Annotated in this window: 13 protein-coding genes and 3 pseudogenes; 9 read left to right on the top strand and 7 right to left on the bottom strand. The window is 70.6% G+C overall.

What is annotated here, in order from left to right:
- Positions 1-366 precede the first annotated feature (366 nt).
- A complete protein-coding gene (locus B7L92_RS21630) occupies positions 367-597 on the bottom strand; it encodes a hypothetical protein (RefSeq protein WP_081239141.1) in 231 nt (76 codons plus the stop codon).
- A 278-nt stretch (positions 598-875) separates the two neighbouring features.
- A complete protein-coding gene (locus B7L92_RS21625) occupies positions 876-1,730 on the bottom strand; it encodes a caspase family protein (RefSeq protein ID WP_081239140.1) in 855 nt (284 codons plus the stop codon).
- Positions 1,731-2,297: 567 nt separating this feature from the next.
- Here B7L92_RS21625 and B7L92_RS21620 point away from each other — a divergent pair.
- Complete coding sequence (locus B7L92_RS21620; protein ID WP_081239139.1) at positions 2,298-4,274, top strand: M28 family metallopeptidase; 1,977 nt, start codon at positions 2,298-2,300, stop codon at positions 4,272-4,274.
- A 270-nt stretch (positions 4,275-4,544) separates the two neighbouring features.
- Positions 4,545-5,702 carry a hypothetical protein gene (locus B7L92_RS21615; RefSeq protein ID WP_081239138.1) on the top strand — a complete coding sequence of 386 codons (1,158 nt, stop codon included), beginning with the start codon at positions 4,545-4,547 and terminating at the stop codon, positions 5,700-5,702.
- Positions 5,703-5,910: 208 nt separating this feature from the next.
- On the opposite strand, the pseudogene B7L92_RS21610 reads toward B7L92_RS21615, so the two are convergent.
- Positions 5,911-6,444: pseudogene (locus tag B7L92_RS21610) on the bottom strand (helix-turn-helix domain-containing protein); the annotation flags it as partial.
- A 258-nt stretch (positions 6,445-6,702) separates the two neighbouring features.
- Between B7L92_RS21610 and B7L92_RS21605 the strand changes: the two are divergent.
- Positions 6,703-7,719, top strand: a complete 1,017-nt coding sequence (locus B7L92_RS21605; RefSeq protein WP_081239137.1) for a zinc-dependent alcohol dehydrogenase family protein — start codon at positions 6,703-6,705, stop codon at positions 7,717-7,719.
- Positions 7,720-8,050: 331 nt separating this feature from the next.
- Here the strand turns inward: B7L92_RS21605 and B7L92_RS21600 are convergent, their stop codons facing one another.
- On the bottom strand, positions 8,051-8,602 hold the full coding sequence (locus tag B7L92_RS21600) for an EF-hand domain-containing protein (protein WP_081239136.1): 552 nt from the start codon (positions 8,600-8,602) through the stop codon (positions 8,051-8,053).
- Between the two features lie 495 nt (positions 8,603-9,097).
- Between B7L92_RS21600 and B7L92_RS21595 the strand changes: the two genes are divergently transcribed.
- Both B7L92_RS21595 and B7L92_RS21590 read left to right on the top strand, forming a co-directional pair.
- Positions 9,098-9,949 carry a methyltransferase domain-containing protein gene (locus B7L92_RS21595; protein WP_081239135.1) on the top strand — a complete coding sequence of 284 codons (852 nt, stop codon included), beginning with the start codon at positions 9,098-9,100 and terminating at the stop codon, positions 9,947-9,949.
- Positions 9,950-10,046: 97 nt separating this feature from the next.
- Positions 10,047-10,686: pseudogene (locus tag B7L92_RS21590) on the top strand (transposase); the annotation flags it as partial.
- 71 nt (positions 10,687-10,757) lie between these two features.
- Here B7L92_RS21590 and B7L92_RS21585 read toward each other — a convergent pair.
- Positions 10,758-11,297 (bottom strand): GNAT family N-acetyltransferase, encoded by a 540-nt coding sequence (locus tag B7L92_RS21585; protein WP_081239143.1) that lies wholly within the window; start codon positions 11,295-11,297, stop codon positions 10,758-10,760.
- A 469-nt stretch (positions 11,298-11,766) separates the two neighbouring features.
- Positions 11,767-12,149: pseudogene (locus tag B7L92_RS21580) on the bottom strand (VOC family protein).
- A 494-nt stretch (positions 12,150-12,643) separates the two neighbouring features.
- Between B7L92_RS21580 and B7L92_RS21575 the strand changes: the two are divergent.
- On the top strand, positions 12,644-12,847 hold the full coding sequence (locus B7L92_RS21575) for a cold-shock protein (protein WP_004979083.1): 204 nt from the start codon (positions 12,644-12,646) through the stop codon (positions 12,845-12,847).
- 252 nt (positions 12,848-13,099) lie between these two features.
- Here the strand turns inward: B7L92_RS21575 and B7L92_RS21570 are convergent, their stop codons facing one another.
- A complete protein-coding gene (locus B7L92_RS21570) occupies positions 13,100-13,489 on the bottom strand; it encodes a hypothetical protein (RefSeq protein ID WP_081239134.1) in 390 nt (129 codons plus the stop codon).
- A gap of 662 nt (positions 13,490-14,151) precedes the next feature.
- On the opposite strand from B7L92_RS21570, the gene B7L92_RS42550 reads away from it, so the two are divergent.
- From B7L92_RS42550 to B7L92_RS21555, 3 genes are all read left to right on the top strand, one after another.
- The gene (locus tag B7L92_RS42550; RefSeq protein WP_255311067.1) at positions 14,152-14,877 is read left to right on the top strand and encodes a hypothetical protein; all 726 of its coding nucleotides are present in this window, start codon (positions 14,152-14,154) and stop codon (positions 14,875-14,877) included.
- 379 nt (positions 14,878-15,256) lie between these two features.
- The gene (locus tag B7L92_RS21560) at positions 15,257-15,496 is read left to right on the top strand and encodes a hypothetical protein (protein ID WP_081239133.1); all 240 of its coding nucleotides are present in this window, start codon (positions 15,257-15,259) and stop codon (positions 15,494-15,496) included.
- A partial coding sequence (locus B7L92_RS21555; protein ID WP_081239132.1) for a fic family toxin-antitoxin system, toxin component occupies positions 15,496-15,762 on the top strand: 267 nt, incomplete at its 3' end. The genes B7L92_RS21560 and B7L92_RS21555, both read left to right, overlap by 1 nt.

Here is a 15,762-nt window from a genome sequence, read left to right as displayed (position 1 = left end):
CCCCCACGTGAGGACCGTCAACGGATCCCTCACGATGCCGGCTTGGCGCGAACCTCGCTGCGGCCCCGGTGGCCGGGCGGCGTCAGAGCATCGCCGTCGGCTTCGACGCAAGAGGGAGGCCCCCGCTCGACTCCTTGAACCCAAGCTCCGTGTCGCGGGGGCCTTCCGTACGAGATACACCCGGTACCCGTGGAACTGGGAACCGTGGCGATCGCTGTTGCCGCAGGAGCGGCCCTCACGCCCCAACCGGTGCGCCCGTACCGTTCGGAAGGCCGGATCCGGCTGAGGCGGCGTCGGCACGTGCAACGCCCCTCCACGAGAGCGCTTCGGTCCGGTGAAGGGGCGTTCCTCGCGACGCGTGCACTCCTACCAGTACATGAACGTCGGAATCAGACCGTTCTCGTGGAAACCGGTGATGAGTTCACCGGCTCCGGACTTCGGTTCGGCGTTCGCGACAGCCATCACGTCGTAGGGGCTCCCGTAGTTCCCCATCCAGTGCCACTGCCCGGTCGCCCTGCTCCCGGCGACGTGCTTCTTCAGCTCGATCCCCTCCTCCGCGGAGAGGGCTCGGTCGACGGGGATCTCCTGGGTAGTCATACGAGTCTCCTTTCATGAGTGGGGTCCCTCCCAGAATCTGCCGTTCCTGTCTGTTTGGCCACTCGGGTGAACCCCGGTGCGTGCGGTGGGCGAGCGAGCCGAGCCCCGCGAGCGCGAGTGCCTGCACCTGCGGCCTCAGGGCCCTGGAACCGCGCGTCCGGCTCCGACAGCCGCGAGCTGCCGGGCGGCTCCGCCTCCACGCACCGCCCCGGGCCCGATCATCCGATCGGTGACGCTGTTCGACCGGCCGGATCCTTCGAGCCGTACGGCATGGGCTTTCAGACCGTGAACGGCGTTTGACGGAGGAACCGGTTGTTGGCCCGACCGGTGACGAAGAGGTTCGGGCTCTGGGTGGGCGGCATCCTCTTGAGGATTTCACGGTGGAACGCCTTGTATCCCCCTGTGAACTCGCCTCCGTTCCACACCTCGAGCAAGGCCGCGGTGAAGAGGCCGTTGCGCAGGCCGTCGGCCGCCAGCTGGTTGTCCTGGCAGGCCGAGATCAGCAGCGCCGTCGCACCGAGCTCACGGTTGTCCCTGGCGTTCAGCTCGCGCTGGATGCCGTCGAAGAACTCCTTGTCCCGCTCGTACAGCTCTGCCTGCTTGTCCAGCGGCATGAGCCTGGACGTGGTCTCGACCTGGTGGGGATCGGTGGTCTGGAACTGCTCTTCCATGGCTTCCGGGGTGAGGATTTCGCGCACCCTGATGCCGCTGCCGCTGTGGCAGCAGTCGAGCAGGCAGAGGATCCGAACGCCTTCGGCGAAGGACTCGAACTCCTTGTACAGCTCGTCGTCGATGTACTCCCGGTCGAACAAGCACATGGTCTCGTCGAGCCGGTCCGGTTCGTCCTCGGGTCCGTTGAGATCGGGTACCTGGCCGCCGTGCCCCGAGTAGGTGAAGAGCAGGAAGTCGCCGGGCGCGAGGAGCCGGGCCGCCTTGCGCAGTTCAGCGGTGACGTTGTCGACCGTGGCCTGGGCGGTGAGAAGCGTGACGCGATCTTCGATTCCGGTCTTCTCGGCGAGTTCGTCCATGTCTCGCGCGTCGTTCTCGCAAGCGATGAGCTTGCCGTTCCAACCGTCATAGCGAGCGGGATCGACTCTGTTGAGACCGATGTGAAGGGACCTTCCCCGGGCCATGGCGGGCTCCTTCCGTGCGGAACGGGCGGGATCCGAGGGGTGCGCAGTGGAGACCGCATCGGCTGGTCCGAGCAGGCGAGCGGGCCGTGACTGCCGCTCCCCGATCTTGAAATCGTAACCGTCCCATCAGGTGCACACTCTGTCATTTAGGCCATTTGGGTGACGTCGCCGTGTGCGCCGGCGCGGGGACCGGACGCCGCGCGGCACGCGGAGGGTCGTACTCCTTCCCTGGTCCCGCACCGGCCGCCGCATCGACGGTGATCACACGGACGGCGGCTCGGACCACCCGCACTCCATACCGCTTCAACTGTCCAAAGGTGAACTGCTTTCGCCTACATCCCGGGATGCGGAAGCGCAACCGAAGGCGGACGATGGAGTGGTCGGGAGTCCGTTCCGGGAGCGACGTGTGCAGCCGTGGACGGACGGCGGAGCCGTCGGGGTTTCCCGCAACCGCGCGACACCCGCTCCTTCGGCCCCGTTCGTTCTCGAACGGCCTTTGCCGCTCGGGCCGCCCCCTCCGGTCACGTGTCGATCCCGGGGCCGGCCCACTTCGTCGGAGGCACCGAAATGCCCGTGCTCTTCTTTGACATAGGGGCGACCTTGGCGGACGCCCGCGAGGAGGCAGACGGTTCGCTGACGTTGCTGCCCCGACCACGTGTCCTCGACGTGCTCGACGCCTTCCGAGACGTACGCAAGGGCGTCATCTCCAACCCCGGCTCGGGCGAAGGCGCCGCGGAGCGGGCCGCGTCGGCCCTGCGGGAGGCGTTCCCCGGCCGTTTCACGGACAACGCGCTCGTGCACTGGGGCCCCAAGAACAGCCGCGAGATCTTCGACGCGGCGGTCGTCGGCACGGCGGGGGAGGGGACACCGGCCGCGGCGGCCGGCGAGTGCGTTTTCGTGGGCGAGGACCACCAGGAGCGCGCCTTCGCCGGGGAAGCCGGGCTGCGTACGGCGGCCCACCCCGTGTTCACCCGCGCCGCCGTGGAGAACCGTCCCGTCCTCTGGGCGCGGATCACGCTGCCCGAGGACCGGGGACTGCCCGCGCTGGAAGCGGTCGCGAACCGGACCGAGGTCGTCCCCGTGCACATCGCCTCGACGCGGCTCGTGCTCGCCATGACCAGCACGAGCGGCGCCGAGACACTCGAACAGGCCGGGTTCACGGTCGACTTGCGGGGGTCGGTGGAGGACACGGCGGCCTTCCTGATCCGCGACGACCGTCCCCTCGACCCCGCCCAGGACCTCGCGGACGCCCCTGGCGGGGCGATGACGCGCGCCACGTCTGCTTTCGGCCTCGTCGTCGGCGAACTCGCCGGCTCCACGGCCCCGCCGCTCCTCCCGCTGGGTCCCGCGCCGGGCGGTGTCTACGTCGCCGCACCCGCCGACGTCCCGCTCGAGGACGTCCACCCGCCGGGCGCGAAACCCGGCCACACCGAGCGACTGCTTCCGGACCCGGCGCTCCTCTCCCGCCCCGGAGAGGCGTGGGCGCGAGGACTTGCCGCCGGCCCGGCGGAAGGCCGGGCGGAGCCGGGTCCACAAGCGTCGACAACCAGTGACGGCAGCCCCTCACCGGAGGCGATCGCCGCGGTGCTCGCGGCCGTGACCCCCGAGGTGCTGCGCGGCCATGTCGCGCGTATTTCCGGCGCCGAGCCGCTCAGAGACGGAGAGGCGCTGCTGGTGCGCAGCCGGGACGCGTCCGCCGCGGACAACTCCCGGGTCGTCGAGGCGCTCGCGGACCGCTTCCAGGACCTCGGCCTGAGAGTGCGACTGCACCGATTCCGGTGGCGCGGGCACCAGTTGTCCAACGTGGAGGCCGAGCACCGCGTCGCCGGTGCGGACTCCACGGTGCTCATCACCGCGCACCTGGATTCCACCGCCTCCAACGGTGAGTTCGTCGACGAGAACGGCCACCCGCGCCCTTACGATCCCGCCGTGGACCCGGCACCGGGCGCCGACGACGACGGCAGCGGAACCGCCGCCGTCATGGCCGCGGCCGAGTGCCTGCACGCCTTGCTCGCGGACGGCAAGGCACCGACCCGGAACGTGCGCTTCGTGCTCTTCAACGCCGAGGAACAAGGGCTGGTCGGCAGCAAGTTTTACGCCCGGGCCGCCGCCGCGGCGGGCGAGCGCATCGCCGGCGTCTTCCAGATGGACATGATCGCGGGCCGCCAACAGGGCAGCACGCCCACCGTCGAGATCCACGCCGGCTCCTCGGTGCCGGGTCCGGTCGTGGGCGCGTCCGAGGCGTTGGGCGCTCTCGTCGCGGGCACCGTCCCCGCCATCGACCCCGCGGTCACGGTTCAGCAGCTCACGGGCCCGTCCGATCCGGCGGTAGGGCGCAGCGACCACGCGAGCTTCCATGAGCGGGGGTGGGCGGCCGTCGCTGTCTCCGAGGACATCTTCGCCCTCGACGGCGGGCCCGGCACGGGCACCCGGCAGTACCACACCCCGGGGGACACCCTCCTGGACCAGGACCACAGCCCACAGCTCGCGGCCACGGTCGCCCGCTCCGTCACGGCGACGGCCCTCACCCTCGCGGGCCTGTGACCCGTAGGACAGCCGGCACCGGGCCTCGCACCCGCGACGGAAGTCACCGCCGTTCTCGAGAACGGCGTGCGGACCGGCGACGGTGAGCACAGGGGCGCGACGGCCGTCGTGACGGGTCGGAGCACCGCGGACTGCTGAGTTGCGGGACGCCCCGCGAGTGATTCCATGGAAACAAGTACCGACCTCAGCCGGCCTTCTGCGCCGAAAGACGTTCGCAGAAGGGGAACGCGCCACGACGGAGATCCAAGGCTTGAGGAGAAGGTGTGTCTCATGGTGGACGGCGACGGAGACATCGTAGTTGATGGATCCTCGTGGTATCAGCGCATCAACGCCCATGTGGCGCATCTGCAAGGCCAGTTGAACAGATTCGAAGAGCAATTGAAGACGGCCGGGTCCAGGAAAAGAGAAAGGGCCCTCGCTCCGCACGAGGAAAGAACGGTGCGCAAAGCCCATACGCACCTCGAGGCGGCGCGTGAAGCCGTGCGGAGCGGGAGGTTCAAACGATTCACGGGTGCGGCGGCGGACCGGGCCCTGGCGAACGTCCATGAGGCTGAAGTCGCTCTTCTCCGAATAGTTCCAGAATCCGAAATCGAAGGCAAGGGGGTGTATGTCCTTTCGCGCGCCAGGCTCCATCTCGATGAGGGGGACATAGGGTTGCGGCAGCTGGAGGCCGCAGTCCTCGGCCCTGAGGGAGGGAGAAGGAAACTCGACCCGCGCGACAGGGAGTTGGTCGCCCTCATGTTGCACGCCGCTTACCAGGCGGAGGAGGCGGAAAGAGCGAGGGTGCGCAGCTTCACCCAGATAGTCGTCACCGCTGCGGTGATCCTGTGGGTGATAGCGGTCTGCCTGGGGGTGTGGGGAGCCGTCGCTCCGGATGTTTCTCAACTGTTCTGCTTCCGGCCGGAACCGGGAGCGCCGGCCGGATCGAACGCGAGTAAGGATGTCTGCCCTCTCGGATACTCGGCGACTCCGGGAGGTGTGCTCTTTCTCGAGTTCATCGGCCTGGCTGCGGCTGCCGTAGCAGGGGCTGTGTCGCTGAAAAGAGTCAGAGGAACCTCCGGCCCCTACCATGTGGCGACAGGGCTGATCGTATTGAGGCTCCCCATCGGGGCCCTGACGGCAGCTGCCGGAATACTGCTGATGAGTGGAAAATTCTTTCCGGGTCTGACCAGGCTCGATACGCCCACGCAGGTGGTTGCGTGGGCTTTCGCTTTCGGAATTCTGCAGGAATCCGTGACGCGCGCGGTGGACCGGCAGGGGCAGCACCTCCTGGACAACGTAAAAGTTCCGGGAACCGAAATCGAGAATGGTTCACCGCAAGCCGTGAAGCGACCGCATCGAGGGTTCGGTGGTGGCGTCGGTGATGTCAAGGGCCAACCGAGGAAGAGCCGTCCGCGCCGACCTCGGAGGATGGGTGGGCGGAATTGAGGAGGGTCCGTGCCCATTGACGTTTCCTCGCTGCGCCACCTGACCGGCCTCCTCGCCGCTCGGCGTCGGGAGCGCGGGGCACGGTGGCGCCGGCGGTGGTGACCGTCGGCGCCGGGCGTCGGCCACGACCTGAGCGGGCCCCCTCTCGTCACCCGGGCCGCGAACGCCGTCCCTGCCCGGCTCAGGGAGCCGGCCCAACCCCGCCGAACTCCCAGTCGGGGGAGAAGCGGCGGGAGGCGGGGGCGAGGAAAGTGGAGCGGGCGAGGTTCGCCTGGTTGTGGAGGGAGGCGTAGACGTCGCTGTAGAAGGCGCGGGCGAGACGGTTGGCGGCGAGCACGTCCATGCGGCCGTTGCGGACGAAGGCCGGCCCGGCGGTGATCGCGTCCAGGGTCCACTGCAGGCTGCGGTGCGGGGTCCACTGCCGGGCGGTGCGGCGGCGGGGCCGGGTGAGGGCGTCGGAGTCGTCGGCGGCTTGCGCCGGGTGGAGGAGGTGGGTGCGTTCGGCGTCGTCGAGCCGGAGGGCGCGGGCGACGGCTTCGAGGACGGCGGGGGAGACGCCGGCGAGGTTCCCGCGTTCGAGCTTGGCGTAGTACTCCACGCTCATGTCGGCGAGCGCGGCGACCTCGCTGCGGCGCAGGCCGGGGACCCGGCGGCGGCTGCCGGACGGCAGCCCCGCCTGCTCCGGGGTGATCTTTGCGCGCCGCGCGGAGAGGAACTCGCGGACCTCTTCACGGTTGTCCACCCCTCGACCGTACGGCTCCCGTGCCGCAGAAGGGGGGTACTGCCGGTACGCCCCTTGACGGTGACTCGTTGCGCCCGCGAGGAACGGGTTACCTGGACGACGTGGCGCTCTCCGCCCGGCCGCGAACGCGGACAGGCGGGCAGCCCGCCCCGGCTCGCAGGCGGCGGTTCTCCGTCCGCGCCGGGCCTGCACCTGCACACGGCGCCTGCCGGTACACCCCCGGTACCGCAACGCCTCGGCACGCAAAGGAACCCCCTCATGCACGGAGCAGTGATCCACGCTCCCGGCGACGTCCGCCTCGAGCCCCTGGACGACCCGGAGATCCTCCACCCGACCGACGCGATCATCCGCACGGCCGTGACCTGCGTGTGCGGCTCGGACCTGTGGCCCTACCGAGGCCTGGAGCCGATCGGCGAGGCGCACCCCATGGGGCACGAGTACGTCGGCTTCGTGGAGGAGGTCGGCAGTGAGGTCACCGCCGTCAGGCCGGGCCAGTTCGTCGTCGGCTCGTTCGCCACCTCGGACAACACCTGCGCCAACTGCCGCCACGGCTTCCAGTCCCATTGCCTGAACCGCGAGTTCATGAGCACCTGCCAGGCCGACTACGTGCGCATTCCCAACGCCCAGGGCACCCTGGTCGCCACCGACGAGACGCCGACCGAGGAGTTCTGGCCCGGTCTGCTGGCCGTCTCCGACGTCATGGGCACCGGCTGGTGGGCCGCCGACGCCGCCGAGGTCAAGCCCGGCTCCACCGCCGTCGTGGTCGGCGACGGCGCCGTCGGCCTGTGCGGTGTGATCGCCGCCAAGGAGATGGGCGCGGAACGCATCATCGCGATGAGCCGCCACGCGTCCCGTCAGGAACTCGCCCTGGAGTTCGGTGCCACCGACATCGTCACCGAACGCGGCGACGACGGCGTGGCCCGCATCAAGGACCTCACCGACGGGATCGGCGCCGACTCGGTCCTGGAGTGCGTCGGCACCGCCCAGGCCATGCAGCAGGCCCTGAGCTCCGCGCGCCCCGGCGGAAACGTCGGCTTCGTCGGCGTCCCCCACGGCGTCGCCGTCGACGGGCAGCAGCTGTTCTACTCCCACGTCGGCCTGCGCGGCGGCCCCGCCCCCGTGCGCCGCTACCTGCCCGCCCTGATCGACCGCGTCCTGACCGGCCGGATCGCACCCGGCAAGGTCTTCGACCTCACCCTGCCCCTGGAACAGGTCGCCGAGGGCTACCGGGCCATGGACGAACGCCGCGCCATCAAGAGCCTCCTCACCCCCTGACCCACGCCCCACCACGGGCCGGGCGCCCGACGCCCGGCCCCACGCCGCTGCCTCGGCGCGCCGTCGACCGTTGACGGACGATCCACTCCGTGGGCAGCCGCCCGCAACCAGTGCCGACAGTTGCCGCACCTCCGGAGCGAACCGAGCCGTCTGGACGTCGCCCCGGTCTCCACTGCCAGGACGTGGCCGAGACCCGGACGCACCAGCCGCGACGGCAGGGAAGGGATCACGGGGGGCTGCGCACGGCGCCGGCCGCCCGCTGGGGACGAACTCCAGGGGCGGCCGTGGGAGGTTTCCGGTCGAAACGAGCGGATGCCGGGAAGCGGATGGGTCAGATGTGCCCGAAGAACATGCTGCCCGGTGCGTCCGGGTCGTTGGAGAGGAAGTGCTCACGCACCGCGCGGATGAATTCATGGCGCGAGATCGCGCCGTCCCCGTCGGTGTCCAGCTTGGTGAACGAGTCCATCGCGTCGGGCGCGTCGCTCCGCCACACGTCCCTCAGGAAGCGGGCGAACTCGTCCTTGCCGATCTCGTTGTCGCCGTCGGTGTCGATGACGTCGAAGATCGCATGGCCACCACCCTCGGTGATGTTGAGCCGACTGGTGTCGATGACCGCGAGGCGGTTGGCCGTGACGAACTGCTCCTTCGTGAGCCGGTCCCCGTCCACGCCCGCGTGGCGCAGCAACTCCAGCCAGTAGATCTGGCAGAAGGTCTGGAGCGCCCTGGCCCGGCGGTCGTCCTTGTCGAGCCGGTAGGCCTGGATGTAGCGGTCGGCGAGCTTCTGGTAGTCCGTCCAGTCCAGATAGCCGTCGTGGTTGGCGTCCAGGGCGTCGAACGAACGCTCGAGCTTGATGGTGATGACGTCCTGTGCGGTCGTGGTCATGGGCCGAGTCCTTCCGTGTTCCTGTTCCGCGGCTTCCTCAGCATGGGGCAATACATCCCGAAAGTGTGCTGAACCGCGCATATGCCACCCGATTCGGTGATCACCCCCTTGCGGTCTGCGCACGCCACGCCGTGAGCGGTCGGACCGGGCCGACCGGTCGCCCGCATCTGGCAAGCCGACGCCGGGATCGGCGCGCCACGAGGGCCGACCCGGCATCCGAGAGCAGACCGCACCGGGCCGTGTCTCTCGCCTTCGGCGGACATGAGGGGCTTCACCGATGCTCGTAGACTCATGGCATGGCATTCACGAGCACCCCGCACTACTGCTTCCTGTGAGCGGAAGGAGTTGAGGGCGATGCCGGACGGCGTCGCCCTCCTCGGTGTGCCTGCTGCGTGAACCACGTTCCCGGCGCTGCCCGTTCCTTCCCGATGCAGTGACGCTCCGAGCACGCGTGCAGGCACGGTCTCTTCCCCTCACCCCGGCCAGGAGTGCCTCGTGCCCGTGTCGCTTCCCCCTGCCCTCGAACGCTCCCTCGACCTGCTGCGCTGTCCGACGTGCCGTACGCGCCACCTGCACCCCGACCGCGGCGCACTGCGCTGCCCGGCGGGTCACACCTTCGACATCGCCCGCCACGGCTACGTCGGCCTGCTGACGGGCACCCGTGCCACCAGCGGCGACGACGCGGCCATGGTCCAGGCCCGGGAGCGTTTCCTGTCCACCGGCACCTACGCGCCCATCCGCAAAGCCGTGGCCCACTTGGCGGCCGGCTCCGTGTCCGAGCAGGCCACGATCCTGGACATCGGATGCGGCACGGGCTACTACCTGGCCGGCGTACTCGACCAGCTGCCCGGCGCCCGTGGTCTGGGCCTGGACACATCGGTGCGCGCGCTGCGCTCGGCGGCTCGTGCCCATGAACGAGCCGCCGCGGTGACCTGGGACGTCTTCCGCCCCTTGCCGCTGGCCGACGGGGTGGCCGACGTCGTGCTGGACGTGTTCGCCCCGCGCAACCCGGCCGAGTTCCGTCGAGTACTGCGCCCGACCGGCCGGTTGATCGTGGTCCGTCCCACCGGACGCCACCTGGCCGAGCTGCGCGGCCGGTTGCCTGCGATGGTCACGATCGACCCGGCCAAGGAACAGCGCCTGCACCGGGCGCTGGACCCCTTCGTCGAGGCCGCCGTCACCGAACAGGTGGAGTACTCCGCGACCCTGACCGGACGGGATGCCCTGGACCTGGTGGCGATGACGCCGAGCGCACGCCATGTGAGCCGTGCAGACCTGAACGATGGCGGCCTCCTGCCCGGTCAGGTCACCGTCTCCGTGCTGGTCACCGCTTACCGGCCTCGGTGACCACGAGCGGGCGCACGCGCCCGCTGACCGACGGGCAGTGGACACGCCTGGCGCCCTGCCTTCCCCGCACCACGGGAAGGCAGGGCGCCCGTTCGCCCTCACCCGGTTACGCGCCGACCTGAAGCGCAGCGGCCGCACCCGGACCTTCGACACCGAAACCGAGCGGCTGCGAGACATCCTCCGCGCCGAGCACGCTCGCCGACTCCCGGCCGCCCAGGACGCCTTCGGCCACCAGCTCCTGGCCCTGCGCAAGCAACTGGACGCCACGTGCCAGGCCGCGGACGACCTCGCGGAGGCCGCCGAAACCGCCTTCCGGGAGCACGTCGGCCGTGAGGTCCTGCTCAGCTTCTCCGGCCCGGGCCCCCTGCTCGGCGCCCGGGTGCTCGCCGAGATCGGCGACGACCGCAGCGGCTTCGCCGACGCCAGAGCGTTGAAGTCCTTCGCCGCCTCCGCTCCGATCACCCATCGCTTCCGGCAAGAAGCGCTTCGTCGGCCGCCGTCCGGTCAAGAACAACCGCCTCATGAACGCCGGCTTCCTTCGGGCCTTCGCGGCTCCTCGAGCCTCGCCCGGGGCCAACGCGCACCACCGGCGTCGACGGGAACACGGAGACTGGCACGCCGCTGCCCAGCGTCACCTGCTCGACCGCTTCCTCGAACAACTCCACCACTGCCGGAAGACGAGGCATCCTTCCCACGGACAACGGGCCTTCGCGCCACTCCTCCAAGCGCCGGCATGACCCGCGAACCAGCCCGGCCGCGTCAACGAGAACAACAGCACTTCGACGGATCCGCGCTGTCGAGCGCGAGCTCAATCGGAAGGTGTGACCGGGGGCCGCAGGCCGAGCCACTGCTCGGCGTCCCAAGCCCGGAACCGCTCTACCTCGGTGAACCCCAGCTTCGCCGCGAGGCGCATCGAGCGGACGTTGGCGGTCTGGGTGGTGAGCACCACCGACTCGCCGGGAAGGACGCCGTCGAACCAGTCGAGTGCCGCCGCGCACGCCTCGGCGGCGTACCCGTATCCCCATGCTCGCGGCAGGAACAGGTAGCCGAGATCGACCTTCCCCGCAGCAACCGGGCGACGGTGCTCCGTTGCCCTCCTGAGGAGGATCTGGCCGATCATCGCCCCGTCGAGATCGACGACGAAACTCCCGGGCCACCGCCCGGGCCCCTCGGGCATCTCGCGCTCGAGTTCGTCACGCGGGCGGGGTCCGCCGAGGTAGGTGTGCACCTCCGGCGAGGCGTGCAGCTCGACGAACGTCGCACGGTCCCGGGCCTCGGGCTCACGGAGCACGAGCCTCCCGGTCCTGATCGGAGCAGGTGGCCAGGCGACGGGTCCGAGCTCAGTCATGCCGGCCACCCAATCAGCAGGCTCGGCAGCGATCAAGACTCGTGGGAGGAACGCCAGTTTCATGGCCACAAGCCGACCACCGAGAGGCCGCTTGACGTCTCAGCCCCCTGAGACGCCTTGGCCGCCCTCGCTGCCGGTCGCTGTCGGACCGCGGTCAAGGGCGGCGCTCAGGCGGATAGCGCGATCACCGCTCCCGGGGACGGGGCGCCGCTGCCGTTCGTGGAGATCGACGGCGACCGAGGGCGAAACGTCCGATGGAGAAGCTCATGAGGTACCGCGCCCATCCCCCTTCCCCGTCCTCCGCGGTTCTTCCGACGCCCCGGCGATGGCGGCCCAGTGCTCTGATCGGGAGGAGGGTCCGCCGGGGTGGTGGTCGTGGCGGTCGGATGCGCGAGGACGTCAGGTCCGGCTGCTGGAGGCGTGCTGGCCGAGCCCGTCCGTGTGGGCGGGCTGACCGAGGACACGGTGGTCACAGTGGCTTGAGCCGGGTGCGCAGGAGGCGGAACTCGTTGCCCTCGGGGTCGGCCAGGACGTGCCGGCTTTCGGTGCCGGTCCGGCCGATGTCGACGGGCCTCGCGCCGAGAGCGAGCAGTCGTTCGAGCTCGGCGTCCTGGTCGCGGTCGGTGGCGTTGACATCGATGTGCAGCGGGAGCTTTCCCGTCCGGGGCGTACTGGTCGGGCTGAGGACGAGGGTGGGCTGCGGGCCGTCGAAACCGGCGTCGGGCGGGCCGATCTCGATGCTTCCGTCGCTCTCCCGATCGAGTTCGACGTAGCCGAGGAGGTCGCTCCAGAATGCGGCCAGCCGGTCGGGATCCGCGGCGCCATGACCAGTTCATTGATGCGGCATGCCAAGGCCGTCACTTTCCGAGACGAGATGACGGGCTCGGCCGTCGTGGACCGCTGGTGAGGATCGCCGGTCCTCCGAAGCGGCGCCTCCGACACCGCGGGATGCGAGCGGCAGCCCCGCGATCCTGCCGGTCCGGCCGTGGACGAGGAACACGGCCGGGCCGACGGAGTTCGCGAACAGGTCCTCGTCACGAGGCGGCACGGGACCGGCGATCCGTGACGTCCGCGACCGGATGTGACCGGGTCGTGGATGGCTGACCCGCCGGAAGAGGACGGATTTCGGGTGGAGTGGGCGGGGGAGGTGTCGGCGGCTCGGTGCGAGCCATGGCTGTGGCTCTCTGGTGAGGTTCGGTTTCGCCGTGTAGCGTCACTGCCGGATGTCGTGGTTCGCAGTACCTGCCCGCGCTTTCGCGCGGGCGCTTTGCTGTGCAGTGCCGGACCAGGGCGACACCTCCAGGGCCGCGCGGTGCGGTTCCTGACAGCGACTGAGAGGCACCAGCATGGCCAGCGGAACCGTCAAGTGGTTCAACGCGGAGAAGGGCTTCGGCTTCATCGCCCAGGACGGCGGCGGACCGGATGTCTTCGCGCACTACTCCAACATCAACGCCTCCGGCTTCCGCGAGCTGCAGGAAGGCCAGGCGGTCACCTTCGACGTCACCCAGGGTCAGAAGGGCCCGCAGGCGGAGAACATCACCCCTGCCTGAGCTCGGACGTCACCGGGGCCCGGAGCACCTGCTCCGGGCCCCGGCCCGTGCGGATGGCGCTCCCGGAACACAGGCCGTCGACCGGCGACATCGTCACGGCCCTCCCGGGCCGGGGAAGCCACCGTCGAACACCCGCGGCGAGAACAGCCGCGCGACTTCGACACCGGGAAGCCGCACGCCGCCCGGCCGGTCGCCCGTGGCTTCGCCTCTGGCCGCCGCCGGCCCCACCTCTGCGCCCTCCGGTCCCGTCTCTCATCCCGTCTCGGGCAGTACGGGCGTACAGATGCCGCACAGGCGGTAGCGGGCGCCGCCGCGGGGACCGGTGCGCTCCTTCACCCAAGCCGCCGCCTCACCGGGCTCCATCATGCGCATGTGTGTCGCCCACCCGGAGCCGAAGGTGCCGTCGTGGGCGAAGCGGGTCAAGGCACCGTGCATCCGCATCGAGTCGTCGTCTCCGACGTTGCCGACCCGCTGTTGGATCTGCCGACAACTGCTGCGGTGCAGCGTGTGCTTCCCGGCGGCGTAGGGGTAGCGGTCGGGCTCGTCGAAGCGGCGCCGCTGCACGAGCGAGGCGGCGCGGACGGCGGCGAACCGTTCACTGGCCTCCGCACAGACCTGGCACCCGGAAGCACACACCGACAACGCGACGCCGTCCTCGGCACGGCCCCCTCCAGTGGTACGAGCCGGCTGCGACGACTCGACCGCCGCATCGTGCGACCGGGAGTGCCGGTGCGAACGGGGCAGCCGGGCCCCAGCGAGACGTACGGCCGCCGCGGCCCGCCGGTCGGCCTCCCTCGCGGCGCGCTGCCGTGCAGAAATACGTCTCCGCTTCGCCATGGAAAGCCGTCCTCCCTGTTCGCCGTCGGCCGGAGTCGTAAAGTACGGCGCGGTGGAACGTGTCGGCCACCATCTCCCTCGCGCGTGTCGCCCGGTGGACCGTGAGGCCCGCCGGAGCATCCGTCCCTCCCGTCTGACGGGGCGGGTTGCGATGACCTGATCCAATTCCCCACGAAACACGCGGGCTTCCCGCCCGTGCCACGCAACACCGCGCCACCCCTGCGGACACGGCAGGGTTTCACTCTGCGGGGTGATGCCGGTGGTCCGGCATCACCCCGGTGACCGACGCGCACCCCCGCCCCGGCGACAGACCGGCCAACGGACGCGCGCTCAGCCGCTGAGCGGGGAGAACCGGACCGTCGATCACCCTCCGACGCCGACAGCGGCAGACGTTCCCGGGCCGGCCGCGCGGCCCGAACTGCCCCGGTTCGCCCGCATGCTGTGGTGGCGGCCGCCACGGTGACGTGGTGACCAGCGTGCTTCCCGATCCGACCCGGATGCCTGCCGACCCGTCGCTGATCAGCCTCGGCTACCACCACGAACACACCCTTGAGGCATTCGAGTTCGACGACACGCTCGAGGTCTGGACGGTCACCGCGAGGATCGACGCCGACGTCCTGGCAGAGGGCCTGGCCGCCCGCGGCACCGTCGACCAGGAGACGCTGGACGCGGTCGAGGACACCGAGGTGGGCCGGATGTCCTTCGTGCGGGTGCGCATGTGCGGACCCGATCACCCGTTCCCCGCCATGGACTCCTGCACCGGCGACGTCGCCCGCATCGGCGAGACGGTCCTGGACGTCGCCCTCGGCGAACTCGATCTTGCCTTCGAAGCCGCCCTGGCCCACCCGGTCGGTGACCTGCTGGTCATGGACCGGGTCGTCCTCGATCCCGCCTGGCGCGGCTTCGGCCTCGGCCCCGTCCTGGCGGGCTCGGCCATCCGCCGCCTGGCGCAGGACTGCGTCGCGGTGGTCTGCGAACCGGGGGACGCCGACGGCCGTGAGACGACCGACGAACAGCATCGCGAAGCCGCCGTCAAGCTCGGCCGCCTCTGGTCCCGCATCGGTTTAGAGCCGTTCCGCCACGGCGTGCACTTCCTCGACTGCCACCTGCAGCGCCCGCGGGACCTGCTGGCCGAACGGCGGAAGGAGTTCGCTGCCCTGTGCCGCTCCTGGCGCGACCAGCCCCACCTGTAGCACCTCGGAGCCGCGGGACGGCGGCTCGGCGGCACGCCGCGCGGTCCGTCACCGCGCGCGGCGCAAGCCGCCGGTCCGGCGGACCGCCCGCCTGCCCGGCTCGTGTCCGTCCACCCCGTGATCGCCGGTGAGCAGGCGAAGGCTCTCACCGTTCCGGCCGTGGCGCCGCCGGGCCCGGCGGCGCCACGGCCGGAACCACCACTTCCGGGAAGACGGACGGCCGCATCCCGGTCCGCGACCCGCACCAGGCGCCGTGCCGGGCGGCTTGACGCTGGTCATGAGCGCTTGGCCGTCCTTCTCCCCGACGGGGACCGGGCGGACGGGACCACGGCTGCTGCTGTCGCCCCGACAGTGCGGTAACAGCTGTTACCATGCTGGTATGGCGAAGACACAACTGGGCGCGCGCGTGGACGAGGACGTCGCGGAACTCGCGAAGAAGCGCGCCGCCGACCTGGGACTGAGCATCGGGGACTACCTCGCCCGGCTGGTGCAGGACGACGCCAGCGGCCTGCGCGCCCGCGCGGTGGACGCCGCCGCCCGCTTCCTGGCCGAACACCAGGCGGTCTTCGACGAGGCGGAGGACGCCCAGCACACGCCTCGGGGAGCGCGCGCGGCCTGATGCACCTGCACATCGACGTTCCCTGGATCCTGCAGGTCGCCGAGGCCGCCGGAGCGAACGATCCGGCCCCCGACGACTACGGCGTTCCCGTCTCGGCGGTCGCCCGCCACCGGGCCGAGCTGTTCGAGCAGCCCGTCTACGACGGCCCCTACGCCAAAGCCGCCGCCCTGGTGCACACACTGGGCCGCTGCCGCTGGCTGGAACGCTCCAACCTGGCCGTCGCCGCCGCCACCGGCGTCATGTACCTCGAGGCCGCCGGGATCACC

It is taken from the genome of Streptomyces viridosporus, from assembly GCF_002078235.1.
Lineage (GTDB): Bacteria > Actinomycetota > Actinomycetes > Streptomycetales > Streptomycetaceae > Streptomyces > Streptomyces viridosporus.
Note: the sequence above shows the minus strand (reverse complement) of the source record. Positions and strands in the feature narration are given on the sequence as shown.

Coding starts and splice junctions, on each gene's coding strand:
- B7L92_RS21630 (WP_081239141.1), bottom strand. CDS start 597: ATGACTACCCAGGAGATCCCCGTCGACCGAGCCCTCTCCGCGGAGGAG.
- B7L92_RS21625 (WP_081239140.1), bottom strand. CDS start 1,730: ATGGCCCGGGGAAGGTCCCTTCACATCGGTCTCAACAGAGTCGATCCC.
- B7L92_RS21620 (WP_081239139.1), top strand. CDS start 2,298: ATGCCCGTGCTCTTCTTTGACATAGGGGCGACCTTGGCGGACGCCCGC.
- B7L92_RS21615 (WP_081239138.1), top strand. CDS start 4,545: ATGGTGGACGGCGACGGAGACATCGTAGTTGATGGATCCTCGTGGTAT.
- B7L92_RS21605 (WP_081239137.1), top strand. CDS start 6,703: ATGCACGGAGCAGTGATCCACGCTCCCGGCGACGTCCGCCTCGAGCCC.
- B7L92_RS21600 (WP_081239136.1), bottom strand. CDS start 8,602: ATGACCACGACCGCACAGGACGTCATCACCATCAAGCTCGAGCGTTCG.
- B7L92_RS21585 (WP_081239143.1), bottom strand. CDS start 11,297: ATGACTGAGCTCGGACCCGTCGCCTGGCCACCTGCTCCGATCAGGACC.
- B7L92_RS21575 (WP_004979083.1), top strand. CDS start 12,644: ATGGCCAGCGGAACCGTCAAGTGGTTCAACGCGGAGAAGGGCTTCGGC.
- B7L92_RS21560 (WP_081239133.1), top strand. CDS start 15,257: ATGGCGAAGACACAACTGGGCGCGCGCGTGGACGAGGACGTCGCGGAA.